21 protein-coding genes and 1 tRNA gene are annotated in these 22325 nt (G+C 64.0%); 16 read left to right on the forward strand and 6 right to left on the reverse strand.

Annotated features, from left to right (window positions below; genetic code table 11):
- Positions 1 to 14: 14 nt before the first annotated feature.
- The 5 genes from K0B96_RS02455 (at position 15) to K0B96_RS02475 (ending at position 4779) form a co-directional block, all read left to right on the forward strand.
- Entirely contained in the window at positions 15 to 1157 is a 1143-nt protein-coding gene (locus K0B96_RS02455) for a PEGA domain-containing protein (RefSeq protein ID WP_220163442.1), read from the forward strand.
- A gap of 26 nt (positions 1158 to 1183) precedes the next feature.
- Positions 1184 to 2077 carry a hypothetical protein gene (locus K0B96_RS02460; RefSeq protein WP_220163444.1) on the forward strand — a complete coding sequence of 298 codons (894 nt, stop codon included), beginning with the start codon at positions 1184 to 1186 and terminating at the stop codon, positions 2075 to 2077.
- Positions 2078 to 2140: 63 nt separating this feature from the next.
- Positions 2141 to 3727 carry a COG3014 family protein gene (locus K0B96_RS02465; RefSeq protein WP_220163446.1) on the forward strand — a complete coding sequence of 529 codons (1587 nt, stop codon included), beginning with the start codon at positions 2141 to 2143 and terminating at the stop codon, positions 3725 to 3727.
- Positions 3724 to 4161, forward strand: coding sequence for a YcfL family putative periplasmic lipoprotein (locus tag K0B96_RS02470; protein WP_220163448.1), 438 nt, complete (start codon positions 3724 to 3726; stop codon positions 4159 to 4161). Before K0B96_RS02465 ends, K0B96_RS02470 begins: the two co-directional genes overlap by 4 nt.
- A 12-nt stretch (positions 4162 to 4173) precedes the next feature.
- Complete coding sequence (locus K0B96_RS02475; RefSeq protein WP_220163450.1) at positions 4174 to 4779, forward strand: penicillin-binding protein activator LpoB; 606 nt, start codon at positions 4174 to 4176, stop codon at positions 4777 to 4779.
- A 207-nt stretch (positions 4780 to 4986) separates the two neighbouring features.
- On the opposite strand, the gene K0B96_RS02480 is transcribed toward K0B96_RS02475, so the two are convergent.
- A complete protein-coding gene (locus K0B96_RS02480) occupies positions 4987 to 5328 on the reverse strand; it encodes a flagellar motor protein MotB (protein WP_220163452.1) in 342 nt (113 codons plus the stop codon).
- A 227-nt stretch (positions 5329 to 5555) separates the two neighbouring features.
- Here K0B96_RS02480 and K0B96_RS02485 point away from each other — a divergent pair, with 227 nt between their 5' ends.
- The 5 genes from K0B96_RS02485 (at position 5556) to K0B96_RS02505 (ending at position 9840) form a co-directional block, all read left to right on the forward strand.
- Complete coding sequence (locus tag K0B96_RS02485; RefSeq protein ID WP_220163453.1) at positions 5556 to 6167, forward strand: glycine zipper domain-containing protein; 612 nt, start codon at positions 5556 to 5558, stop codon at positions 6165 to 6167.
- 25 nt (positions 6168 to 6192) lie between these two features.
- On the forward strand, positions 6193 to 6828 hold the full coding sequence (locus K0B96_RS02490) for a penicillin-binding protein activator LpoB (RefSeq protein WP_220163455.1): 636 nt from the start codon (positions 6193 to 6195) through the stop codon (positions 6826 to 6828).
- Between the two features lie 151 nt (positions 6829 to 6979).
- Positions 6980 to 8173, forward strand: a complete 1194-nt coding sequence (locus tag K0B96_RS02495) for a COG3014 family protein (protein WP_220163457.1) — start codon at positions 6980 to 6982, stop codon at positions 8171 to 8173.
- A gap of 26 nt (positions 8174 to 8199) precedes the next feature.
- Positions 8200 to 8619, forward strand: coding sequence for a DUF1425 domain-containing protein (locus K0B96_RS02500; protein WP_220163459.1), 420 nt, complete (start codon positions 8200 to 8202; stop codon positions 8617 to 8619).
- Positions 8620 to 8844: 225 nt separating this feature from the next.
- Positions 8845 to 9840, forward strand: coding sequence for a hypothetical protein (locus K0B96_RS02505; RefSeq protein WP_220163461.1), 996 nt, complete (start codon positions 8845 to 8847; stop codon positions 9838 to 9840).
- A 208-nt stretch (positions 9841 to 10048) separates the two neighbouring features.
- Here the strand turns inward: K0B96_RS02505 and K0B96_RS02510 are convergent, their stop codons facing one another.
- A complete protein-coding gene (locus tag K0B96_RS02510; RefSeq protein ID WP_220163462.1) occupies positions 10049 to 10939 on the reverse strand; it encodes an autotransporter-associated beta strand repeat-containing protein in 891 nt (296 codons plus the stop codon).
- Between the two features lie 857 nt (positions 10940 to 11796).
- On the opposite strand from K0B96_RS02510, the gene K0B96_RS02515 reads away from it, so the two are divergent.
- From K0B96_RS02515 to K0B96_RS02535, 5 genes are all read left to right on the forward strand, one after another.
- Positions 11797 to 11873 (forward strand) — tRNA-Pro (locus K0B96_RS02515).
- A 278-nt stretch (positions 11874 to 12151) separates the two neighbouring features.
- Complete coding sequence (locus tag K0B96_RS02520) at positions 12152 to 12670, forward strand: LysM peptidoglycan-binding domain-containing protein (RefSeq protein WP_220163464.1); 519 nt, start codon at positions 12152 to 12154, stop codon at positions 12668 to 12670.
- A gap of 331 nt (positions 12671 to 13001) precedes the next feature.
- Positions 13002 to 13586, forward strand: coding sequence for an NUDIX hydrolase (locus K0B96_RS02525; RefSeq protein WP_220163466.1), 585 nt, complete (start codon positions 13002 to 13004; stop codon positions 13584 to 13586).
- A gap of 194 nt (positions 13587 to 13780) precedes the next feature.
- A complete protein-coding gene (locus K0B96_RS02530; protein WP_220163468.1) occupies positions 13781 to 15034 on the forward strand; it encodes a phenylacetate--CoA ligase family protein in 1254 nt (417 codons plus the stop codon).
- A gap of 273 nt (positions 15035 to 15307) precedes the next feature.
- Positions 15308 to 16567, forward strand: coding sequence for an MFS transporter (locus K0B96_RS02535; RefSeq protein WP_220163470.1), 1260 nt, complete (start codon positions 15308 to 15310; stop codon positions 16565 to 16567).
- 540 nt (positions 16568 to 17107) lie between these two features.
- Here the strand turns inward: K0B96_RS02535 and K0B96_RS02540 are convergent.
- The 4 genes from K0B96_RS02540 to K0B96_RS02555 form a co-directional block, all read right to left on the reverse strand.
- A complete protein-coding gene (locus K0B96_RS02540) occupies positions 17108 to 18004 on the reverse strand; it encodes a DUF3667 domain-containing protein (RefSeq protein WP_220163471.1) in 897 nt (298 codons plus the stop codon).
- A 138-nt stretch (positions 18005 to 18142) separates the two neighbouring features.
- Positions 18143 to 19210 (reverse strand): DUF4097 family beta strand repeat-containing protein, encoded by a 1068-nt coding sequence (locus K0B96_RS02545; protein ID WP_220163473.1) that lies wholly within the window; start codon positions 19208 to 19210, stop codon positions 18143 to 18145.
- 84 nt (positions 19211 to 19294) lie between these two features.
- Positions 19295 to 20128 (reverse strand): zf-HC2 domain-containing protein, encoded by an 834-nt coding sequence (locus K0B96_RS02550; protein WP_220163476.1) that lies wholly within the window; start codon positions 20126 to 20128, stop codon positions 19295 to 19297.
- Entirely contained in the window at positions 20125 to 20769 is a 645-nt protein-coding gene (locus K0B96_RS02555) for an RNA polymerase sigma factor (RefSeq protein WP_220163477.1), read from the reverse strand. Before K0B96_RS02555 ends, K0B96_RS02550 begins: the two co-directional genes overlap by 4 nt.
- Positions 20770 to 20937: 168 nt before the next feature.
- On the opposite strand from K0B96_RS02555, the gene K0B96_RS02560 reads away from it, so the two are divergent.
- Positions 20938 to 21918: an MBL fold metallo-hydrolase gene (locus K0B96_RS02560; RefSeq protein WP_220163479.1), complete on the forward strand. Its 981-nt coding sequence runs from the start codon at positions 20938 to 20940 to the stop codon at positions 21916 to 21918.
- The last annotated feature ends 407 nt before the right edge of the window (positions 21919 to 22325 follow it).

A 22325-nucleotide genomic window follows, 5' to 3' on the forward strand; every position in this document is an offset into this window, starting at 1 on the left:
CGCTCACTCCGCTCATGTTTCATCTCATTGCACGTGTCTTAACGGTGGGTATTTTGGCCGCCGGGCTACTCGCCGGTCGCGCCTCCGCGGCGAAGCCTGGTGCCTCCACGGACGACGGCGGCACGCAGGTCCGGGCTGCACTCAAAGCTGCGATCTTCGTGACGAATCGCGCGGGTGCTGCCTATGATGACAAGCTCGGCACGCTGGAAGATCTCGTGACCGGAGATGTGACGAACCAAGGGGTGTCGGTCATCAGCCGGGAGACGGCGATCAGCGCCGTCGGCTCGCTCGATCCCCAGGCGACGGAAAACAAACTCGATCAACTGCTCAACCAAAGCACGTCGGCCGTGCGGCTCGCGCAGACGTTGGGGGCGGACTATATTTTGCAGGTCACGCTGACGAGCGTGGGCACGAAGAAGAATTCGTTGAACGCCTACGGCGTGAACACGACGAACGAACAGCAGACGGTGCGCGTGGGCTACAAGATTCTCGATGGCAGCACCGGAGCGAGTCTCAGCGCGGATACGGTCAAGGCGTCCCGCAGCGTGCAGCAGTCGAAAACGACGAGCGAGGACACCTCGGATGTCGTCAACGATTTGCTCGAAGAAGCGGCCCGGAAAGTGGCCGTGAGCCTGAAGCAGCGCATCGACCGGGGTGGGATCGCCGCACCGACGGCGGCGGCGACGCTCGCGACTCTGACGCTCCGCACGGAAGCAGCAGATCTCGTGATCCCGGACGTGCGGATCGGGCCGGACAACACCGTCACGATTTCCGAAAGCAAGTTCAAGGTGGTGCCACTCGCGGCGAGCGTCGAGGTGGACGGCATCGCGGTCGGCACGGCGCCGGGGGTGTTTCAAATCCGTCCGGGCCTGAGCAAGATTCGCGTGGTCCGTGAGGGCTTCGCGCCGTGGCAGCGCACCGTGAACGTGGTTAACGATCTCAAGCTCACGGCGACGCTCGTGATGGACGACGCGGGCTATGCGAGGTGGAAGGAGGCCACGGCGTTCCTGAACGGCTTGAAGAACGACGCGAAGCTCACGGATGCGGAGGTCAAGAGACTCGAGGGCGAGGCGCGGATGCTCGAGCAGAGTGGATTCAAGGTGGATACGAAGGACGCGCCGCACATCGAAGATCACCGGTCGATTTTCGGTCGCTGAACGGAAACTACCTAACGTTTTTCGCCATGAAAATCTTTCGTTTCGCCGCTCTGATCGGACTCTCCGCCGTGGTGCTCGCCACTGCGCTGGTGGCGCAGGACGCGCCGCAAAAAAAGAAGCTCGCGATCACCAAGATCTCCGCCACGGACGCGCTCCGCACGCGGATGACGAAGCAGGGCGTCGCCCTTTCGCTCGATTCCGTGCTGCAGGCGCTCGAGTCGCAGGTTTACGAGCGGATCGTCAACACGCGGCGCTTTGAGGTCCATGAACGTGCCGATGCGGATGCGCTCGCCACGGAGGCCGCGGCGACGGGCGGCACCTTCAGCTTTGAGGGCGTCGACTATTTGCTGACGATTCGCGTGGATTCGTTCAACGACCGCGTGGAGACGCGCAAGCTGGCCGCGCTGGGCAAGACGCTTCGAGCGCGGGTGATCGAACTCTCCGCGGTCGCCAAAGTGACCGAGGTGGCGACGCAGCGCGCCGTCGTCACGACGAACTTCCAAGTCACCCAGCGCGATGCGGAGAATCGCTCCGACAACACCACGGAGCGGGTCGGTGAGGCGAGCGATGGGCTGATGATCGCGGCGACGCGCGAAATGGCGCAAAAAATTGCGAGTCGTGCCGCCGATGCGATTTATCCGGCGCGCGTGCTCGCGAAACGCGACCGGCTGGTGACGATCAATCGCAACGATCAGTCCGGGGTGAAGGTGGGCCAGGTGTGGGAAGTCTTCGTGTTGGGCGATGAGCTGGTCGATCCCGACACGGGCGACAAGAGCCGCGAGGAAGTTTTGGTCGGCCAGGTAAAAATCAGCCGCATCACGCCGCAGAATTCCCAAGCGGAGATTCTCGAAGACACCGGCATCGATCGCGGCGCCTTGGTGCGCCTGAAGGACGACGTCGCCGACGACACGGAAAGTTAATTTCAGCCGCGCGGCGTGCTCAAGCGGCCGCGTTCGGCACCCAATCAATCTTCAACTCAACTTATGAAATCGACCATCACCTCTCGCGCGCGACTGCCGCTGATTGCCGGCGGCCTCGCGGTGCTTTTGTTCACGGCGGGTTGCCAGACCTATCAACAGCAGACCACGCAATTCACCTCCGCCACGCGGTCCGGCAGTCTCGCCACGGCGATCACGACGATCAACAAGCAGGCGGATTCCCATCAAGGTTCCAAAGACGAAATCGTGTGGCGGCTGGAACAGGGCCTGAGCCTGCGCACCGGAGCGCTGGCGGACGCCGGGGAAGTGGCGGGGTTGATGCCTGCGCCCGCCCCGCAGAACGATCCGGCGAGCAAGGATGCCCCGATTCTGCCGCCACCCCCGCCACCCACGCCGGACGAAGTGCGGGTTTACTTTCTTGAACAATCGATCGTGGCGTTCGACCAGGCCGAAGCGCGGGTGAACCACTACGAGGAGGAAGCGAAGGTCAAGGTCGGCAGCGAAGTGGGCGCGGCGTTCACCAACCAGGCCAATCTGCCTTACCGCGGCCGGGCCTATGACAAGGTGATGATGAACGCCTACAAGGCCATGGATTACCTGCAACTCGGCAAGAAGGACGACGCGCGCGTCGAGCTCAACCGCTCGCTGCAGCGCCAGCGCGATGCCGTGGCGGACAACGAAAAGCGCATTGCCGAGGCCCAGAACATCGCCGCGCAGGCGAAGGCCGGGAAGGTGAAGACGGCGGAAGGCAAGAGTGCGGCTTACGATACGAACAAGGCGCTGAACGACGCGAAGACCGGCCCGGCGTTGCAGGCCGCGCTCAATGAATCACTCGCACCGATGAAGCCTTATGGCGACTACGTGAACCCCTACGCGGTGTTCTGGGACGGACTGTTCTTCGTCAACCTCGGCGAAAATGGTTCCGACTGGGAACGCGCGCGCAAATCACTCGAACGCGCCGCGCAAATCGTCCCGGAGAATCCTTATCTCAAGCAGGACCTCGATCTCGCGACGCACGTCGCCGAGGGCAAGGCGCCGGAGAATCTCACCTACGTCATCTTCGAGACGGGCACCGGTCCCGCCCGTGATCAGGTGCAGATCAACATTCCCACGTTTCTGATCGGCGGCGGCCCGGCTTACGTCGGAGCCGCGTTTCCGAAGCTGAAATTCAACAACGACTACATCGCTTCGCTCGCCGTGTCGGGCGGCGACCAAACGTGCTCGACGTCCACCATCGCGAGCATGGACAGCATCGTGGCGAACGACTTCAAAAATGAGTGGCCCAGCGTGCTCACGAAGACGCTCGTGACCACGGCGACCAAGGCGATCACGCAAGCGGTCGTGGAGAAAACGGCCAACAACCGGGGCGGCATGTGGGGCGGCCTCGCAGCGAAAGTGCTGATGAGCGCAATCAACGCTTCGACCAACGTCGCCGATACGCGCACGTGGACGAGCCTGCCGAAGGAGTTCCAATATGCACGAATCACCACGCCCGCGGACCGCAAACTTGCCCTCAACGCCGGGGGTGTCGCGCACACCGTCGATCTCGTGCCGGGCTCCGTGAACATCGTCTACGTCAAGAGCACGTCGACGACCGCTCCGCTCCTCGTCTCCCAATTCGCCCTCCGATGAAGAATTTCTCCCTCCGCATTCCGGTGGTTTCGCGCGGTCGCGCACTGCTGGCCGTCGCCGTGGGGCTGCTCGCCGGCTGTGCGACCAACGTTAACACTGTGGAGCGCGCCCAACCGCAGGCTGCTCCCACCTACATCGCCGACAAGCGCGTCGTCACCGACAACACACTTGCCGGCATGGTGCGGGTTGTCGCGATCAACCAGTCGACCGTGTCGGGCAACCTGCTGAAGGTGCAAGCGACCATCGAGAATAGAAAGAACTCGCTGCGCACGCTGAACTACAAGTTCGAGTGGATCGACCGCGATGGCATGGCCATCAACTCGCCCAACGAAACTTGGAAATCCGTCCAACTCCAAGGCCGCGAGACGACGACCATTGCCACCGTCGCCATCAATCCGCGCGCCGTCGATTTCGTCCTCAAACTTCGCGAATAACCGTCTCTCTTTATGAATCCTCCACATTTCTTCCGTCCGCTGCTCGGGGCTTGCTCCGCGTCGGTCCTCTTCTTCGCCGGCTGCGCCACAGCGCCAGAGACGCGCACCATCGATTCGAAGGGGCCCGAAGCGCTTAACACCGCGAGCATCAACTCGCAGGACTGGGCCAGCGCCGCCGACCAGCTCGTGCAATCGTTGCTCACGTCCAACGCCCTCGACCGCGTCCGCACGCAACCGGCCGTGCTCGCCGTCGACCGCATCATCAATAACACCACGCTCTCAGTGGACACGGACTTGCTCATCAAGAAAATCCGCGTGGCGTTGACGCAGACCGGCAAGGTCGCGGTGACGAATACCATGGGCCTGGGCGAACGTGCCGTGGTGGCTTCCGAAGCGGCCGAAATGGAAGAAATGACGACCGGCAAGAAACAAAAACTAAAGGCGCCAGACTTCACGCTATACGGGAAACTCATCCAGCAGACCGACCGCGCGAAGAGCGTCACCCAAAACACCTACACGTTTCAAATGTCGCTGGTGGACGTGAAGAGCGGGCTCACGGTGTGGGAAGAGGAGCGCGAAATCGCGAAGCAGACGAAGCGGTCCAGCGTCGGCTGGTAACGCGACGCCTACGCGGATCGCCCTGTCCGCCAAGCGCGTGAGATTATCAAGGGAGGCGTGAGCGAAAGGAGTATCAACCCCGGCCGTGGTGCCGGGGTTTTTCTTTGGCTGAATGACGCGACGACAAGGTGCCGGCGTGTGCGGCAGGCACGGGCGCGAGCGCCGGCGATGGGCCGATGCCGGGAGTGGCGCGGTGCCTGGGCGCCGTCACTTCGTGAGCGGTCGCCCCTGTTCGTCGACTTCCGTTTCCACGGGCACTTGGATAGTGCGCCCGTCGGAGGTGGTCTCGGTGCGCCAGGTGCGCACAATCCGGTGCTCGTTGGCAAACGGGGATTTTGCCGCGGCGCTCGCTCCCTCAGCAGCGCCCACCGCCGCTCCTGCGACGGTGCCGGCCACGGCGCCAACGACGGTTCCAGCGGCTTCGCCAAGCGCGGGGCCGGGATGGTTGGGGTTGGTGATCCGGCTTTCCGCGGAGCGGGTGGCGCACCCGGAAAGCAAGGCGATCCCGAACGAAAAGGCAGCGGCGAGTGCGGTGGACCGAGTGGTCATGGAAGTGACTGGTGAGCATGGGCCTGCCGCGGATTTCGACAAGCGTGAAGCGTGGATTCTGCCGGAAGGGTGGGGGGAAATCTCCGTCCGCTGGTGGAGTTTGTGCTCTGGGCTGCTATTTTCCCCGCCAACTCGCGTTCCGAGCGCGAGTTGGCATCCTCACTGGACCACGCCTTGTTTGGTGAAACCTCATGAGTAACATCCTGTCTCCGAAACTTCCCAACCGCATGAAAACGCTTCTCACCCTCAGCCTTGCCCTTGGCTTGTTCGCCTCGGCGGACGCGCAAGCGTTTCGGCCGCATTGGGGGCATGCGGGACACGGGGGAGCGCATTATCACGGCGGGGCGTTTCATCACGGCTCGCATCGTGGCTGGGCGCGGCCGTCTTTCTCCTTTTACTACTCCGACCACGGTTGGAATCCGGCGCCGTTATATTCGTATCGTTATGCCAGTGCGCCGGTTTACGTCTCGTCGGACTACGTGTCGCCCGCACCCAGCCGGGCGGCGTCGGGGTTGTTTTGGGGCGGGTTGCTGGGGGCAATTGTAGGCAACAACAGCGGCAGCCTCGGCCACAATGCGTGGCGCGGAGCCGCCTACGGCGCGGGTGCGGGTTTGCTGCTCGGCGCGCTGAGCGACCATGCGGCTTCCGAACGCGAGGCGGCGGCGGCCCGCACGGTATCTTACGTGCCCACGCCCTCCAGCCCGGCGCCGGCCATCGCTGCCGCGAACGTCGAAGACTCCGCTGCCGTCCGTGATCAGACGCCCGACCCGGCGCCCCGCGTGCGGCGGCGTCCGGCGTCCGCGATGAGTTCGGCGAATTCCCTGTTCGGCCGCAACTGACGCAGCCCTGGGCCAACTTTTTCCCATGATGAACCTCACCACTCGAATCGTGCCCCTTTCCTGCTTGGCGGCGCTGGCGGCGTTTTCCGCCGGCTGCACGTCGTCCGGCGTCAAAAATCCTTCCGGCGTGCCCGTGACCGAGATGAAAGCCGATGAACGCGGCTTCGTCGCCGGCACCGGCGTCGAGTCGCAGGATCTCGTGGCCGTCACCGACAAGATGGCGCGCAGCATTCTCGCGATTCCGGAAATCGCGCAGGCCAAAACGCCGCCGCGCATCGCCCTCGATCCGGTGATCAACGAGACGCGTTTCCCGATCAACAAGGACATCTTCAACGATCGCATCCGCATCCAGCTCAACACCAAGGCGGCGGGCAAAGTGCGGTTTCTCGCGCGCGATCGCATGAAGACCCTCGAGCACGAACGTGAGCTCAAGCAATCCGGCCAGGTCACGGCGAGCTCCGATCCGAACGTCGTCGAGTTTCGCGGCGCGGATTACTTCCTGACCGGCAAACTCGCCGGCATGTCCACGCGCACCTCCGCCGGCACCAGCGACTACGTCTTGTATAGTTTCCAACTGATCGACGCGCGGACGAGCGAAGTGGTGTGGGAAGATGCGTCGGAGATCAAAAAGCAGGGTCTGGAAGACGCCGCCTATCGGTGAGCCCTGCGGCGCGGCTTCGTCGGCGCGGCTCTTCCTCGATCAACGAAGGGCCGGGCGCGATGAGTCGCCCGGGTGAATTTATCGTCGGAAGAGCAGGCGAGCCTCGTCGCGGGGCTCGCCGTTCTGTCTGACCCAAAACGTTTCCTCTGCTGTGCAACTGCGTTTCCCGAGTTTTCTTTCCGGCTCCCTGCTGGCGGCGGCCATCCTGCTTGCGGGCTGTGCCACCACGCCGCAAGCGCCGCGCTTCGCGCTCACGGGCGATCCCGTGATCGATGGCAACAACGAGCAGGCCGCCGGTCCCAAGCAGGATCGCGTGCTGTGGGATTACCGCATCGCGGCGTCCGCGATGCGCCTGGGGCGCTTCGATGAGGCCAAGGCCAAACTCGACGACGCCATTCTCACAATGGGCGGCATCATCGCCGATTCCGCCGACGCCAAGCGCGCGCGCAGTCTCTTCGCCGCGGAGAGCGCGAAGACGTTCATCGGCGAACCGTATGAACGGGCGATGGCGTATTATTATCGCGGCATCCTCTATTGGCGCGACGGCGAGCCGGACAACGCGCGCGCCTGTTTTCGCTCGGCGGAGTTTATCGACAGCGATGCCGACAACGCCGAATACAAGGGCGACTACGTGCTCTGCGATTACCTCGATGGCTACGTGACGGCCCGCCTCGGCGGCGATGGTTCCGATGCGCGCCAGCGGGCCGAGCGCAACCGCCATCGGCCGATGCCGCCCTACGATCTCAAGGCCAATGTGCTCTGCTTCGTCGAATACGGTCGCGGTCCGCGCAAATACGGTGGCGGCGAATACGGCGAGCAGTTGCGTTTTCAAGTCACCGATTCGCCGGCGCATTACGCGCGCCTCACGGTCGAAGGTCGCACCTACGAACTGCCGCCTTACGATGATCTCAATTTCCAAGCGACGACCCGCGGCGGCCGCGTGATGGACTACATTCTCGGGCACAAGGCCGTCTTCAAGCAGGGCGCGGACACGGTCGGCAACGTCGGCCTGCTCGGCGCGGCCGCGGCGTCCTCGGGCATTTATCGGCGCGACGGTTCGAAGAATCACGACGCCGAAAACGCCACCGTCGCCCTCGCGGCGATCGGCCTGATCAGCAAGCTGGCCGCGGCGGCGACGACGCCGCACGCCGACATCCGCACGTGGGACAACCTGCCGCAGCGCCTGAGCTTTGCGGCGTTGCGCCTCGCGCCGGGCGAACATCGCGGCGTGCTGGAATTTCTCGACGAACGGCACCATGTTCTGGGTGATCGCTCCCGGGAAATCGTGCTGCAAGTCAACGCCGAGGGTGACACCGTCGTGTTTCTCAGCGAACTAAAATCCTGACCGCAAGTCTCACCGCTTCTGACGCCATGAACACCAAGCCAATCCTCGTCCTCGCTCTCGCCGCCACCCTGGCCTTTCTCACCGGTTGTGCCTCCGAGCCCGGCCCGTATGCGCCGCAGGACACCACGAAATTCACCGTCGAGAACACCGATAAATTCGTGCTCCTCGACAAAGCCACGCAAACCTCCGTGACCTGCACAGGCTTGCAGGAGCGCACGCTCTCCGACGGCCGCTTCGAAGTGGTGGCCAACATCAAGAACCGCGAAGCGCGCCGCATTCAGGTGCAGGTCAATTGTGTGTTTAAGGACGAACAAGGTTTCTCGACGGGCGACGAAACGCCGTTTCAGACCTTGATCCTCGCGGAAAACGCGACGGAAGCCGTGCGTTTCACCTCGGCGAATGCCAACGCGCACAAATACACGATCCGCGTTCGCCAGGCGCGCTGAGGGAAAGCAGGGAAACGGCGCGGCGCGCGCGCTCCGCATTGACGAAAACCTGACGGCTTCCACTGCGGCGATCGGGCTCACGCGCATCCCTTCGGGATGCGCAAGGCGTGAGCGTATCGCGCGCACGGGCGCGCCACCGCCTCCGCGCAAAGGCGGCCCGCAAAAATGCGGCGCGAGTGGCGAAATTTCCGGTCAAATCCACGTTAACTCACATCCCCTTGTCCTATGAAAATCCGTGCTTTTCTCTCCGCCGCGTTCGCCTCCGCTCTCTTCACCAGCGCCTGGGCTCAGAGCTCCACGCGCGCGCCGGAGCCGCCGGTGCCGGTCGTGACTGCGCCCAGCCAAGGGGCGGTCGTGGCCCCGCCAACGGAAAACCAGCGCTTGTATGGAGCCGATGCAGCGCCGCTCGTTTCGCGCGAAGCGGCGGATAACGTGGTGCGGAAATTCCGCGCCACCTACGCGACCGGCCAAGCGCCGCGCGTGGTGATTTATGTGAACCGCCAGCTCGTCGATTTCGACAGCGGGCTGAAGCTCACGAAGCACACGGAGTATTACGATCGCACCGAGACGAAGACCAGTAGCGGGATATCCTCCACCGTGACGCCGCCCGCGCCTGCCGCGGGCGCATCGACGACAGGCGCAGACGCCGCGACGAACGCTCCGGCCAACGCCGGCTCCGTCACCGCGCCGGTGCCGCCGCCGGCGTCGACCAACGGCACGTCGAGCGCCACGACGCGCACGAGCGGGCAGAACACTTACACGATGGAGAACAAAACCCCCGCGACCCTGGCGGACCGCCAGACCGTGCGCGATGTGGAGCGCCTCTTCGGCCGGGTCTTTCGCAATGCGGGCGCGCGCCTGGCGGATCAAAAGGTGGCGACCGACGTGCTGGGCAATGAACCAGGTCAACGGCTCGTCGGCACGCAGGCGGCGCAGGAACGCGCAGCGTTGAGCAAGGTGGCGGACATCGCGGTGGAAGTGCTCATTTCGAGCCGCAACCTCACCGTGCCGGGCATCACGGGCGCGCAAGTTTACACCGTGCCGGACATCCAGGCGACGGCGATCCGGCTCTCGGATGCGGCGATCGTGGGGCAGGCGAGCGCGAGCGATATTTTGGGCCGCGATCAGGAAGCGGCGCGGCTGGTGCGCCAGTTCGACGTCAACGACATCACGGAAGCCGTCGCGCTCGCGTTGCTCGAAGACATGACGACGGGCCAGTGACGCGGGGCTGCGGTTGGGGCTACCGCGCTCGGAGGAGCGCACGCATCGCGCTGCCTGCTCCCGGCATCTCGCCGAGGGGTGTTCGGAGGTTCGGAGACTCCGGCGGAACGCCCCGGCCGAGGCCTTGGCACAACGCTTGCCGGTTATGCTCTTCTCCGACGCGCGCAGTCCCAGAAGCCCGCACCGTGTGCGAGCGAGTCCGAACGGATTATTTGAGCGACTTCATCCGGCGGCGACGGATGGCCACCCAGCCGAGCATCGCCCCGCCGAGCAACGCGGCGTAGGTCGACGGCTCGGGAATCGCGGACGCGGTCCAAGTGAGGATCTGGCTGTTGGAGCCACTCCCGCTGGTGCTGAAGCTGCCGTAGCTGCTCCAGCTCGAATTATTGATCGTGAACGACCCCGTGATCGAACCGCCGCTGCCGTTGGCCACGATCGTCCACGAATGGTTGGAATTCCAAAACGCATTGGAGCCTGGAGCGACCGCCGGGTCGATGAATTCGGGAGCGAGGAGGCCGCTGGTCGCGATGAGCGACGCGCCGCTGGAAAGCGTGATCAAATCCCAATTGGATCCGGCGGTGCCGCCGGTGTTGTCCGTCAGGCTATCGAGCTGCCAATTGAACGTTGAGCCGGAATCGAAGGTGAGAGTGCCACCATTCGCGACCGTCAGATTACCGGGACTGTTGCCGGGGGCGAGCGAGCCCCCGCTGCCGATGGTGACTGTGCCGCCCAAGCTGCCCGTGCCGCTGATGGTCCCAGTGAACACGGAGGCGGCTCCGCCGGTCAACGTGCCACCGGAGGCGACATTGATGTTGTTGGCGACCGTGAGTCCGCCGCCGACGGCCAAGGTGCCACCGGAGTTCACGATGGCCGAGCCGGAGCCGAGGGCGCTGTTGTGGCCGGTGCTAAGCGTCCCGGCATTGATCGTGATCCCGGCTGTAAAACCATTCGCGGCGTCGAGGACAAGCGTGCCGGATCCACTTTTAATTATGCCGCCGTGATGCGATCCATCGAAGTCGTTTATGGCCGATGAAATGTGAATTGTGCCGCCGCTTGCTACATTTACTATGCCATTGGAATATAGGGATAAAGATAGCAAGCCAGTCGAGGTAGTTGGTACTAGGCTGATTGTTCCTGAGTTTGCGTTGTCAGTGATGTTCCAAGTTGTAGGCGAACCACCGCCACTTCCAGAGCCCGCACCAAGAACAAGTGCATTACTGGTCGCGCCTCCGTTAGAAATAGTAGTGGTGTTCGTATCATTGAAGTTATTCTGAAATGTGATGCTAGTTGCATATATATTAACACTCGAAATTGTCATAGTAGTCTTTGGTGCGGCGCTATTTGTGCCTGTGCCGGCAAATATGAAGTCATATGTATTATTGCGCTTGCTGGCGGAGTTGAGATTAATTGCAGCGGCTGTGTTGTTATCGTACCAAAAATTACTGCTGCTTGTCCAACTAGACCCAGACGCACTATTCCATTGTAAGCTATCGCCGTTATTTTGAGCATTTGTCGCAGGCGCAAACGTAAGAACGATTAGCGTCAGTACCACGGCCATTAGGCGCGACATTTGAATGGATGCTTTGTCTAGAGAAGAAGCCGCGGCGTTCATAGGCGTGAAGGGGTAAAGTTAGAGGTGTGTGAGTGTAAATTCCTAAAGCGAATCAAATGGGGCTTGATTAGAAACCGCAGGTCCGGGCAAAAGCTCGCAACCTACAACGCAATAACACGGGGCTAGGACATGGGGGGCGATTGAAAATAGGCCAAGTGTCTCACTTGGCAGCAACGTCAAAATGCGTATTTCATTGTCCGGGAGGAGAACAGTCCGGTGTCGGAGTTGAATTCCCCTTCTGCTATTAGCTCGGTGCGTGAGAGACTAACTCCACGTAGGGAAACCTGCGCGCAGAGACCGGCGTTGACACGTTCCGCAATCAGCCAAGGGTTCGGGCCGCGTCGCGGGGTGTAGCTTAGCCTGGTAGAGCGCCTGGTTTGGGACCAGGAGGTCGCAGGTTCGAATCCTGTCGCCCCGACCATTTTGTCGTCCGTCCGCTACAACGGACATCGAACCGTGGGGACGGAGCGGTGAGAGAACGAGGCGCTGACGCGCTCCGCTACGCGGAAAATGACGCGTGACCTGTGCAACAATCCAGCGGACGGGGTGGACCCGTTGGGATCGACGCGTGCAGGGACCTGCGCCGCGACCACGGGAACGAAACGCTCGCTGCCGGACGTTTCCCGAGAGGAAATGTGAGCAATCTCTGCTTGCTTCGCCCCCTGTTTCTACTATCGGTCGCAAACCATCTCTACTTCCATGGACACTATTTCTCGGGAAAATAACAGCATGCTCCCCGTCGGCGGCATTATCGTCGGGGTCATTGCCTTGTTGCTGAGCGGCTACGCCGCCATCAGCCTGGCCAAGGTGAATCGCACCTTGGCTGCACATGAGGAGAAGGTGGCCCGCATCGATACCCTCGAGTCGCAAGTCAACTCCTCCTCGGCGGCGAGCGAGAAGGCGTCCCGCGACATCGCGGCGCTCACGCGTTCGACGCAGGATGCGTTTAACCAAGTCGGCGGCGACTTGGGCAACATCCACGCTTCGCTCACGAAGCTGGAAGAATCCGCCAAGGCGGCGCCGGTGAAAGCCGCGAAGGGTGGCAGCAGCGGTCCCGTGGTCGCGGGCGAAGGCGAATACGTGATCAAGAGCGGCGACTCGTTTGCGAAGATCGCGCGGTCCCACGGCACCTCGATCGCGGACATCCAGGCGGTGAACCCGGGCGTCGATTCCTCGAAGCTGCACGTCGGCCAGAAGATCAAACTGCCGAAGAAGTAATTTCTGCGGTCCACACGCTGGATCGTAAACGAAAACCTCCCGCCAAAACGCGGGAGGTTTTTTTGTGGTTTCACGGCGGCGGGCAGGCGGATTTTTGGGTCACAGAGTGCAGCGAGTCCGGAACCGAGTCCACGGAGCCGGACGAGGCGAAGATCGGAGTCGAAACCCTCGCGCAGGGCGGATGGGTCCGCTGCGCACGCGAACCGTGGCAAGGGCGAAGGCGGTGGCTCGTACAAGCCGCGCGCGGCTGGCGCGGTGAGGCGCGGGGGCGAATCGCGGGAGGGAAAATACGCGTTGGAAAGCGGGACACGTTAACCTACACGGTGGGCGCATGGCGACGAACGAACCGACGGATCCGGCGAAGATCGCGCGTTGGGAAAAGCTCGGGCACGCGTTGCTCGCATCGACGCGGGTCTTTGAACTGCGCAGCACGCGCTACCGGCATCCGGTGCGGCTGACGGAGCGGGACTTCATCGTGGCGCATCCGCCGGATTGGGTGAACGTGCTGGCGCTGACGCCGGACCATCATCTGGTGTTGGTGCGGCAGTTTCGTTTCGGCACGGAGGCGTTTTCGTGGGAAATCCCGGGCGGAGTGATGCACGTGGGCGAGGACCCGCTGGTCGGCGGGCCGCGTGAGTTGCGGGAGGAAACGGGGTTCATCGGCGCACCGGCGCGCCTGCTGGGAAGCGTGCATCCGAATCCGGCGATCCAGAGCAACCGGTGTCACTTCGTGCTGGTGGAACAAGCCGCGCAGACGGCGGCGTTGGAGTGGGACGCGGACGAGGAGATCGAGGTGACGACGCTGCCGGTGGAGGAGGTGCTGGCGCGCGTGCATGCGGGCGAGATCACGCACGGCCTCGTGCTCAACGCGTTGCTTTTTTTTCAGAAGTATTGGGAAACGATGCGGCCGCGGTGAGGGTGGCGGGCGCGAGGGGAAGGGCATTCGTTCAGCGTGGCGGCGGCGAGAGGCTGGCGGGAAATTGGCGCGCGGCATGAAGAAGCGCGGCGGCGGAGAAAACGAAACGCGGACGCGTGCCGCCACGTAGGGGAGACCGGGCGCAACGTTTGACTTGCCAGTTGAGGCACGCATACCTTGCGCCCCGTTTACCCATGCCTGCGCTTGAATTTGCCAACAGCCCGGCCGCCCTTGCTCCGGGCGTGGCCGATACTTTGCCCAGCCCGCTCGAAACCGAGATTCGGGCCATTTACGCGCGGAGTCCGCTTTACGGCCAACGCTTTCCGCTGCACGCCGACCCGTTGAAGTGGTCGTGTTACAGCGAGATCCCGGTCCTCTCGAAACAGGAAATCGTGGAGCGCGGGCACCAGGCGTTTTTCGGCGATTACGCCGAGGTGGAGCGCGGCCTGCGCGACAAGCGTTTCGAATATGAGGCCACGGGCGGGACGACGCAGAGTCCCATGACCGTCATCATGGAGGATGGTTGGTGGAATGCGCAGACGGAGCGCGCTTACCGTGCGTCGCCGATCCTGCGGGAGTTCGTGGGGCGTCCGTATCGCAAGTGTGTGCTCGCGCCGGTGGGCTGCTCCAGCAACCTGTGTCCTTACGAGGACCATCCGTTTCCGAACCGGTATTTTGACGGCACGGTTTACCTCAACCTGTCGAGCGATCCGTTCGCGTTTTTGGACCCGGAGTGGGATCGCATCGTGCTGGAGTTGCAGGCGACGCAGCCGGAGGTGCTCGAAGGGGAGCCGGTTTATTTGTCGCTGCTGGCGCGCGCGGTGCAGAAGCGCGGTGTGAAGGTGCCGAGCATCCGCGCGGTGATTCTCACGTATGGCAAGGCGAGCGCGCAGCACGGGCGGCGGATCGCCGAGGCGTTTCCGGCGCCGCAGGTCGATCTCTATGGCTCGACGGAAGCGGGTTACCTGTTTGTGGGCGAGGCGTTCAAGGACAACTCGCAGGTGATCGATGAAAACGCGTTCGTGGAGCTGACGCCGTGGCAGGGGTTGAGCGATGTGTTTCAAATCGCGGTGACGACGCGCGGGCGCGAGGCGATGCCGCTGCTGCGCTATCGCACGGGCGACATCGTGCAGAAATTTCCGACGGGTTATCGCGTGCTCGGGCGCGAGTCGGGCCTGTATTTTCGGCCGGATGGCTCCTTGGTCTCGCCGACCGACATCGACGCGGCGCTGCCGGCGAATTTCGCGTGCTGGCATTACATGCTGGTGCAGACCAGTGCGGTGCGTTGGGACTTCCACTACGTGGCGGATCACACCGCGACGAGCGAGGTGGAGACGCGACTCGCGGGGTTGCTGGGCGAGGGCGTGCGCGTGAACGCGTTTCGCCGGAAGTTCATCGCGCCGGCGGCGAGCGGGAAGTTTTCGCTGCTGAAGCCGTTGGCGAAGTAAGCGGGGTTTAGCGAGTGAGGGTGCGTGAGGGCGCCGTGGCGGCACGGCGGGAGAATGCGGGGTGAGGGCACCCCGCCCACAGATTGGCGAAGAATGCGGGGTGAGGGCACCCCGCCCACAGATTGGCGGAGAATGCGGGGTGAGTGCACCCCGCCCACGCGGCGGCGGATGCGGACGCTGACGAGACGCTGACGCGTCACGCGCGGTTGGGCTGGCGGGGCCGCCAAGTTCAACTCGCTTTCGCGGCGGGGGTTGAGCTAACTGCGCGCCACGATGAGCAGCGTTTCCACGGTCTCGCCGTTTGACCCTCCGCCGGTGCGCAAGCGCGAGATTTTTGGGTGGTGTTGTTTCGACTTCGCCAACTCGGCGTTCACGACGGTCATCATCACGGTCGTTTACGCGGTTTATTTCATGCGGGTCGTGGCCGGCAACGATCCGCGGGGGCCGGGCTGGTGGGGCACGGCGCTCGCCGTTTCGCAGGTGGTGGTGATTTTGCTCGCGCCGTTGTTGGGCGCGGTGGCGGACGTGACGGCGCGCAAGAAGACGTTTTTGATGGGTTCGGCGGTGGTGTGCTCGATCGCGACGGCGGCGCTGTATTTCACGGGCGCGGGGGACGTGTGGCTGGCCCTCGCGCTGGTGATTGTGGCGAACATGACGTTCTCGCTGGGCGAGAATTTTTGCGCGGCGTTTCTGCCGGAAATCAGCACGGCGGAGAACGTGGGGCGCATCTCGGGTTTCGGGTGGGCGTTTGGTTATCTCGGCGGGCTCGTGAGCCTCGTGCTGGCGCTGGTGATCTTGCAGAGCGGCGAGGGGCGCGCGCCGTGGACGTTTGTGATGACAGGCGCTTTTTTCCTGCTCGCCTGCCTGCCGACGCTGTTGTTGCGCGAGCGCGCACGGCGGCGGTCGCTGGCGAAGGGAGAGAGCTACGTATCGCTCGCGTGGGGCCAAATCCGGGAGATGCGGCGCGATCTGCCGCAGCACCGCACGCTCGCGCGGTTTTTCCTCGCGATGACGCTTTACATGGTGGGGTTGACGGCGGTGATCGCGTTCGCCTCGGTGTTTGCGACGCAGACCCTGCACATGACGCAGAGCGAAGTGATCGTGTTGTTCATCGTGTTGCAGGTCGCGGGTGTGGCCGGCGCCTACGGGTTCGGGCTGCTGCAGGACCGCCTCGGCGCGAAGGTCTCGCTGGTGCTATCGCTCGCGCTGTGGCTGATCGTGTGCGGGTGGGCGGCGGTGTGCCACACGAAGGGAGAGTTTTACGCGATCGGGGTGATTGCGGGCGCCGCGATGGGCTCGCTGCAGTCGTCGGGGCGCGCGGTGGTGTCGGGCCTCACGCCGCCGGGGCGCGGCGGGGAATTTTTCGGCTATTGGGGTTTCTTTGGGAAACTGGCGGGGGTGTTTGGGCCGTTCATGTTTGGATGGGTGACGACGGGGTTTGGCTTTCAGGCGGCGATCGTCGTCACGGGTTTGTTTTTCGCGAGCGGGCTGGCGGTGGTGGCGGCGTTGCCGTTCGGCGCGCGGCGACGTTGAGCGAACGGGCGCGAAGGCGAGACGCGCGGTGACGCGGCGGCTGGCTAGTCATCGTCCGCCGCAATGCGGACGAACCGGGCGCAGTGGAGTGCGAGGTGCGAACGTCCAGCGCAGGGCCCCGCGGCGGTTTGGCCGCGCGATGGAGCGCACGGCCCACTATTTCCTATCGTAGAATCCTACGGCGAAGCGTCACCTCACGGGCCGCCGGGTTCGGCGTCGGTGAGGACGAGGACAGTGAGTAAAGCGAAGAGGACAACGGGCAGTAGCATGGTGTAGTCAGCGACCGGTGTAACCCGGCCGAGGGACAAAGGTTGCAGGAATTCTGCCACTCGCCAATCCCTCGTTGCCCGGCAACGGAGTTAAGAGGGCCGCTAATCCAACGGCATCGCGCACGAATACCCGACCGACGCAGAAAGTGGCGGAAACGGTCGATGGGAAACGCGTTACGGCGAAAAATCCGTGCTTGGGAACGGCCGGGCGAGAGGCGGAAACCTGCGGGTCTCCGCGCAGGAAGAAAGGCGCGTCGACGACGCGGCGTTTCTAGTCGAGGGCCAGCCAGAACACGGTGGCGAGCGCGAGGCCGGCGGCGACGAAGGCGAGGCTGAAGGCGTAAGCGAGGGTCGCGGCTGCGGCTTTCAGCGCGGATTTTTTCCACGATTGCCGATAAACCGTGTGAAACGAGGCGAGCAGGTAAGCGACGAGCCAGACGCCGAAGGCGAAGCGAAAGCCGCCGGCGAGCCAGCGGGGACCGAGGGCGAAAAGCTGGCCGTAGCCGTCGCCCAGGAGGGAGGCGAGAAAGGCCCACGTGTGCAAGTGGAGCGAGAAGATCAGGTGCTCCACGTAATAGCGTCCGGAGCCGAGGTAGAGCAGACGCAGCAGCAGGGCGAACAACGGCACGCCGAGGAAGAAAAGCGTGGGCACGCGATGCTCCAACTCGTGGACGATTTGCACGGCGTTGAGCTCGCCGGACTTGAATTTGCGTTCGAGTCGGGCGTCGAAATTGTCGCGTGGCGCCGGCGCTTTCGCCGACGCGGACGCGGATGCGGGCGCGGTGGGATCGAGGTGAATGAGCGCCTGCTCGTCGACGTTCACCAGGTGGCCGTGGTTGAGGAACGTGACGACGAGGAAGAAGAGGACGCTGACGAAGAGGTAAAACCGCAGGGGGTTGAGCTGGCTCTGCCGGCGGCCGGCGATGAACTCGCGGGTGAGCTGGCCGGGTTTCGCCAGCAACAAGGCGACGCTGCTGAAAAACTTTCCCTCGAAGTGAAACACGTTTTCCAGCAAGTCGTGGGCGACGTGGTGGAACGACCGGTGGTAGTCGATATCGTGCTGGCCGCAGTGTGAGCAATAGGGACCGTGCAGCGCGGCGCCGCAATTCTGACAAACGTGGGGAGAGGCGGATGTCGCGTCGACGTCGCGCGAGGTGGAGCTGGACACGCGCGAACGAGAGCAGGTCGCGGGGCAAAAGAAAAGGCCGGCCCGGAAAGGGCCGGCGGGAAAACGAAGGAGGCGCAGCGAGACCCGCACGGGAGAAACGGCGGCGCGGGCGCCGGGCCGCCGGGGCGCGACGGAGACTTATTTGTCGGCCGTTTTGCCGTCGTATTTCCGGAAGGTGATGTCGCCGTTCATGGTCGTGACGCTGACGTCGACGCCGCCGCCGTTGAGCGTGCCGGACACGAGTTTGCCTCCGGTCATGGGCGGGAGCGGGGGAATGGGCGGCATCGGGGCGACGGCATCCGGCGGGGAATTTTCATCGGAGCTGTCGTCGGCCGCGGGGGCGTCGTGATCGGCGACGGCGCCGTCGCGGGCCGCGCGGGCGGCCTCACGGGCGGCGCGGGCGGCATCGCGAGCGACTTCGCGGGCGACGCGGACGCCTTCGCGCACGGCGGATTGGATTTCGGCGGTGGAGACGCCGTGGGCGCGATTCGGACTGCCGAGGGATTGGGTTTTGGTGACGAGGGCTTTCTCGTCGAAGTCGGTGAGGACGGCGCCGTTCTGGGTGCGCAGTTTGAGATTGGCCTTGGCATCGGCCGGGACGCGGAGGTGCACCTCGCCGTTCATGGTGGAGAACGAGAGAGGTTTCCCGGCGGTGAGCGTGGGGAAGTTGGCGAAGATTTCGCCGTTCATGGTCTCGATGAGCACGCTGCCGCTGACGCGGTCGAGGTGGATTTCGCCGTTGACGCTTTTGGCTTCGATGTCGCCGGTGACGTCGGCGATTTTGACGTCGCCGCCGTACGTGGAGGCGATCGCGATGGCGGTGTGGCGGGGCACCGTGATATCGAACTCGCCGGGCTGGCTGGGCCAGGAGGTGTAGCCGAACTCGAGCGTGGCGACGTTGCTCTTTTCGTTGAGCGAATAAGAAGCGGAGGAGGAGAGCACGCGCAGGCCGTCGGCGCGAGGGGCGGGGCGTTCGGAGGTGATGCTGGACTTGACGGTGATTTCGGCCACATCGGCGCCGTGAATGCGAAAGTCGCCCATGTTGGCGCGGATTTTCAATGTGCCGGGCTGCGCGGGATCGGAGAATTTAAGGGTGGCGATATCGTCGGCCGCGTGGGCAGCAGGCACGGCGAAGGCGGCGGCGAGCAGGATCACGGCGGCCGCGGCCGCAATGAGGAATGAGGAATAGAGCGAATGGGTTTTCATAGGGTGAGGCGGCGGGGCCGCGGTGAGACGAAGGGTGGGCGGGTGGTGGCAGTCTCAGTGGTGAAAGGGAGCCGGGTGCGGCGATCAGAGCTGGGCGAGGCCGCGCTTGGCGGCTTCGCGCACGGAGCGGTCGACGGCGGTGTCGCGCGTGAGTTGCTCGAGGGTGCCGGCGGCCTCGCGGTCGCGGGCGGCGACGAGAAAGTCGATCATCGACACTTGGACGAGGGGGCTTTGTTCGCGGGGGAGTGACGCGAGCACGCCGGCGCGGACAACGTCTTCGCCGGCGTGCGGGTAAAGCGCATCGAGGGCGGTGAGGCGGACGTTGACGCTGGGATCGAGGGCGAGTGCGCCGATGAGTTGAGTGAGCACCTGCGGATCGGCTTTCGCGGCGGCCATGGAGGAGAGGACGCCTTGCAGGCGCTCGGGCGTGGAGCGTTCCTGCAGGAGCGAATAACTGACGAGTTGGCCCATCGAATCGACGCGGTGCCGCAAGTCCGCGAGTTCGCGCGCCGTGGCGGGATCTGCGGCGGGAGCGGCGGCCGGGATGACCGCGGGTGGAGCGTAGCGGGTGCCGGCGAGGAAGCCGACGATGAGCAGGCCGCAGGCGGCGACGGGGGCGAAGATCCAGCGCAAGAGCGTAGAGCGCGTGCGTTGCGAGGCGCGACGCGCGGCCGCGGCGACGCTGGCGGCGGAGTTTTTCTCCTCTTCGAGCAGCGCGTAAAAGTGGGTGCGCAGGCGGGGACTGGGGGCGGGGGCGGGCAGGGCGTCGAGGGCCGCCAGGGTTTTATTGAGGGCGGCAAATTCGCGCTGGCAGTCGGGGCAATGGGCGAGATGCGCGCGCACATCCGCCGCGACGGGCGCGGCGAGGCGTTGATCGAGCAAGTCCGGAAAGTGGTCGCGGGCCAGGGTGCAGTTCATGACAAGGGCTCCTTTTGCAGTTGAAAATAGTGGTCGCGCAAGGCGCGGAGGGCGCGGTGCGCGCGGACTTTCGCGGCGCCGACGGAGCATTCAAGGATGCCGGCGATCTCGGCGAACGAGAGTTCTTGAAAGCGGCTGAGGAGGAGGACCTCGCGGTCGTCGCGGGCGAGGCGGCCGAGCGCGGTGTGGAGCAGCGCATGGTCGTCACGGGTCGTGGCGCGGTCGCTGGCGTCGGGCGCGTCGTCCGCGTGCGTGTGCAGGATAGCGGGATCGGTGGCGGTGGGCAGCCGGGTGGACTGGCGAAAATGGTCGGCGGCGCAGCGGCGGGCGAGTTGGTAGAGCCAGGCGGTGAACGACCCTTCATCGCGGTAGGTGTGGCGGTATTTGAGAATGCGTTGAAAGACGATCTGCGCGATGTCTTCCGCAGCCGCGCGCTGGCCAGTGAGCTTGTAAAGAAAACCGAAGAGGGGACCGTGGTGGCGTTCGAAGAGTTCGCCCAGTGAATCGAGTTCCCCATCGCGAACGGCGAGCATGAGGGCGTGATCGGAGGCGGGGGTGGCGGTGTCCACGGCGAAGCGGGCGCGAGCGTTAGCCGCCGGTGGGCGGGAGGAAATGCGGAAATCGGTCAGGTCGGCGATCACGGCGATACATGGAGGTCAGTGGCGAGGGAAACCGAGGAGGCGGCGAAAGGTTACAGAGAATTTCCCGGCCGCGTGGGACGTGCGTTGGGCGCGCGAGCCGCGCGGGAGGAGGCGAGCTTTCGTGCGGCGGGAGATTGCGTCGGGCGGGAGGTTGCGCATGGTCGCAGCATGAACCGACGCGATTTCCTCGTAAGTTCCTCGGCCGCGATGTTCACGGGTTGGGCAGTGGGAAAAGGCAAGGAGTCGGCGTCGTCGGCCACGGCGTCCGCAGCAGGGCAGAAGGCCGCGGCGAGCGCAGCGACGGCCACGGAATTTCGAACCCTACGGCGCGACGTGGGGGTGTTTACAGGCCGGGGCGGCACGATCGGCTGGCTGGCGGACAAGGACGCGCTCGCGATCGTCGATACGCAGTTTCCCGACACGGCAGGGATCTGCCTGGGCGGATTGCCGGGGCGCAAGGACCGGCGGATCGACGTGGTGTTGAATACGCATCACCACGCCGATCACACCAGTGGCAACGGCATCTTCCGGCCGGTGGCGCGGACGATCGTCGCGCAGGCGAACGTGCCGAAGTTGCAATTCGCGGCGGCGGAGCGGGCGGAGCGCAATCCCAACGTGTCGTCGTGGGCGCGCCTGACCCAGCAGGTTTACGCCGACACGACTTTCCCTGAAGTCTGGCGGCACGACGTGGGCGGCGAAGTGATGACGGCGCAGTTCAACGGGCCGGGCCACACCGGCGGCGACGCGGTGATCACGTTTGAGCGGGCGAACGTGGTGCACATGGGCGATCTGGTATTTAACCGCATCTACCCGGTGATCGATCGGGCGGGTGGCGCCTCGATTCGGAATTGGATCAAGATTCTGGCGGAGGCGCAGCGCGACTATCCGGCGGACGCGATTTATATATACGGCCACGGCAATCCGAAGTTCGGGGTGACGGGCACGCGGAGCGATCTCGGCGTCATGCATGATTATCTGACGGCGTTGGTCGACTATACGCAGAAGCAGATCGACGCGGGCAAAGCGAAGGCGGAGATCGTGACTTTGGAAAACATGCCCGGTTTCGAGGACTTTCACGCGCCGGCACCGAACCGCCTGGCGGGAAACCTAGCCGACGCCTACGACGAGTTGACGGCGAAGGCGGGTTGAGAGCGGGAGTAAAACTTGGAGAGTAGTTGTAGCGTCGGTTGCACGGCGCAGACGAGCGGGAATTCCCGAGTTTTGGAGTGGTGTTATGATAGAGAGGGTTCACTGTAAGTGCTCTAGAATGAGAGAATTCTCCATGTTCTTCACGCCGGATGATTTTGCGCGTTCTCGGATTTCATTGTCGTTGCGGTGAAGACCAAGGCGCTGAGGTTAGCCGGAACGGTCCTTGATCTTACTGCCGTAGCTTTATTCTGTATTCTCGCTTTTTGGCCCCGCGGCAGTGCCGACTTTGCCGATACAGCTGCGGGACCCCGTTCGGGACTTAATATTGCGCACGCTGTTGTCGGCGCACGTTCGGCGATTCCGCTAGGGCCAGCGCACCACCGACCGCTCACAAAGAGCGAAGAAGA

It is taken from the genome of Horticoccus luteus (genome assembly GCF_019464535.1).
GTDB lineage: Bacteria > Verrucomicrobiota > Verrucomicrobiia > Opitutales > Opitutaceae > Horticoccus > Horticoccus luteus.

What these genes read in the sequence shown, in the direction of transcription:
- K0B96_RS02530 (WP_220163468.1), top strand. Translation starts at nt 13,781, where the DNA reads ATGCCTGCGCTTGAATTTGCCAACAGCCCGGCCGCCCTTGCTCCGGGC.
- K0B96_RS02455 (WP_220163442.1), top strand. Translation starts at nt 15, where the DNA reads ATGTTTCATCTCATTGCACGTGTCTTAACGGTGGGTATTTTGGCCGCC.
- K0B96_RS02500 (WP_220163459.1), top strand. Translation starts at nt 8,200, where the DNA reads ATGAACACCAAGCCAATCCTCGTCCTCGCTCTCGCCGCCACCCTGGCC.
- K0B96_RS02545 (WP_220163473.1), bottom strand. Translation starts at nt 19,210, where the DNA reads ATGAAAACCCATTCGCTCTATTCCTCATTCCTCATTGCGGCCGCGGCC.
- K0B96_RS02535 (WP_220163470.1), top strand. Translation starts at nt 15,308, where the DNA reads ATGAGCAGCGTTTCCACGGTCTCGCCGTTTGACCCTCCGCCGGTGCGC.
- K0B96_RS02560 (WP_220163479.1), top strand. Translation starts at nt 20,938, where the DNA reads ATGAACCGACGCGATTTCCTCGTAAGTTCCTCGGCCGCGATGTTCACG.
- K0B96_RS02520 (WP_220163464.1), top strand. Translation starts at nt 12,152, where the DNA reads ATGGACACTATTTCTCGGGAAAATAACAGCATGCTCCCCGTCGGCGGC.
- K0B96_RS02470 (WP_220163448.1), top strand. Translation starts at nt 3,724, where the DNA reads ATGAAGAATTTCTCCCTCCGCATTCCGGTGGTTTCGCGCGGTCGCGCA.
- K0B96_RS02480 (WP_220163452.1), bottom strand. Translation starts at nt 5,328, where the DNA reads ATGACCACTCGGTCCACCGCACTCGCCGCTGCCTTTTCGTTCGGGATC.
- K0B96_RS02485 (WP_220163453.1), top strand. Translation starts at nt 5,556, where the DNA reads ATGAAAACGCTTCTCACCCTCAGCCTTGCCCTTGGCTTGTTCGCCTCG.
- K0B96_RS02460 (WP_220163444.1), top strand. Translation starts at nt 1,184, where the DNA reads ATGAAAATCTTTCGTTTCGCCGCTCTGATCGGACTCTCCGCCGTGGTG.
- K0B96_RS02465 (WP_220163446.1), top strand. Translation starts at nt 2,141, where the DNA reads ATGAAATCGACCATCACCTCTCGCGCGCGACTGCCGCTGATTGCCGGC.
- K0B96_RS02550 (WP_220163476.1), bottom strand. Translation starts at nt 20,128, where the DNA reads ATGAACTGCACCCTGGCCCGCGACCACTTTCCGGACTTGCTCGATCAA.
- K0B96_RS02475 (WP_220163450.1), top strand. Translation starts at nt 4,174, where the DNA reads ATGAATCCTCCACATTTCTTCCGTCCGCTGCTCGGGGCTTGCTCCGCG.
- K0B96_RS02505 (WP_220163461.1), top strand. Translation starts at nt 8,845, where the DNA reads ATGAAAATCCGTGCTTTTCTCTCCGCCGCGTTCGCCTCCGCTCTCTTC.
- K0B96_RS02490 (WP_220163455.1), top strand. Translation starts at nt 6,193, where the DNA reads ATGATGAACCTCACCACTCGAATCGTGCCCCTTTCCTGCTTGGCGGCG.
- K0B96_RS02525 (WP_220163466.1), top strand. Translation starts at nt 13,002, where the DNA reads ATGGCGACGAACGAACCGACGGATCCGGCGAAGATCGCGCGTTGGGAA.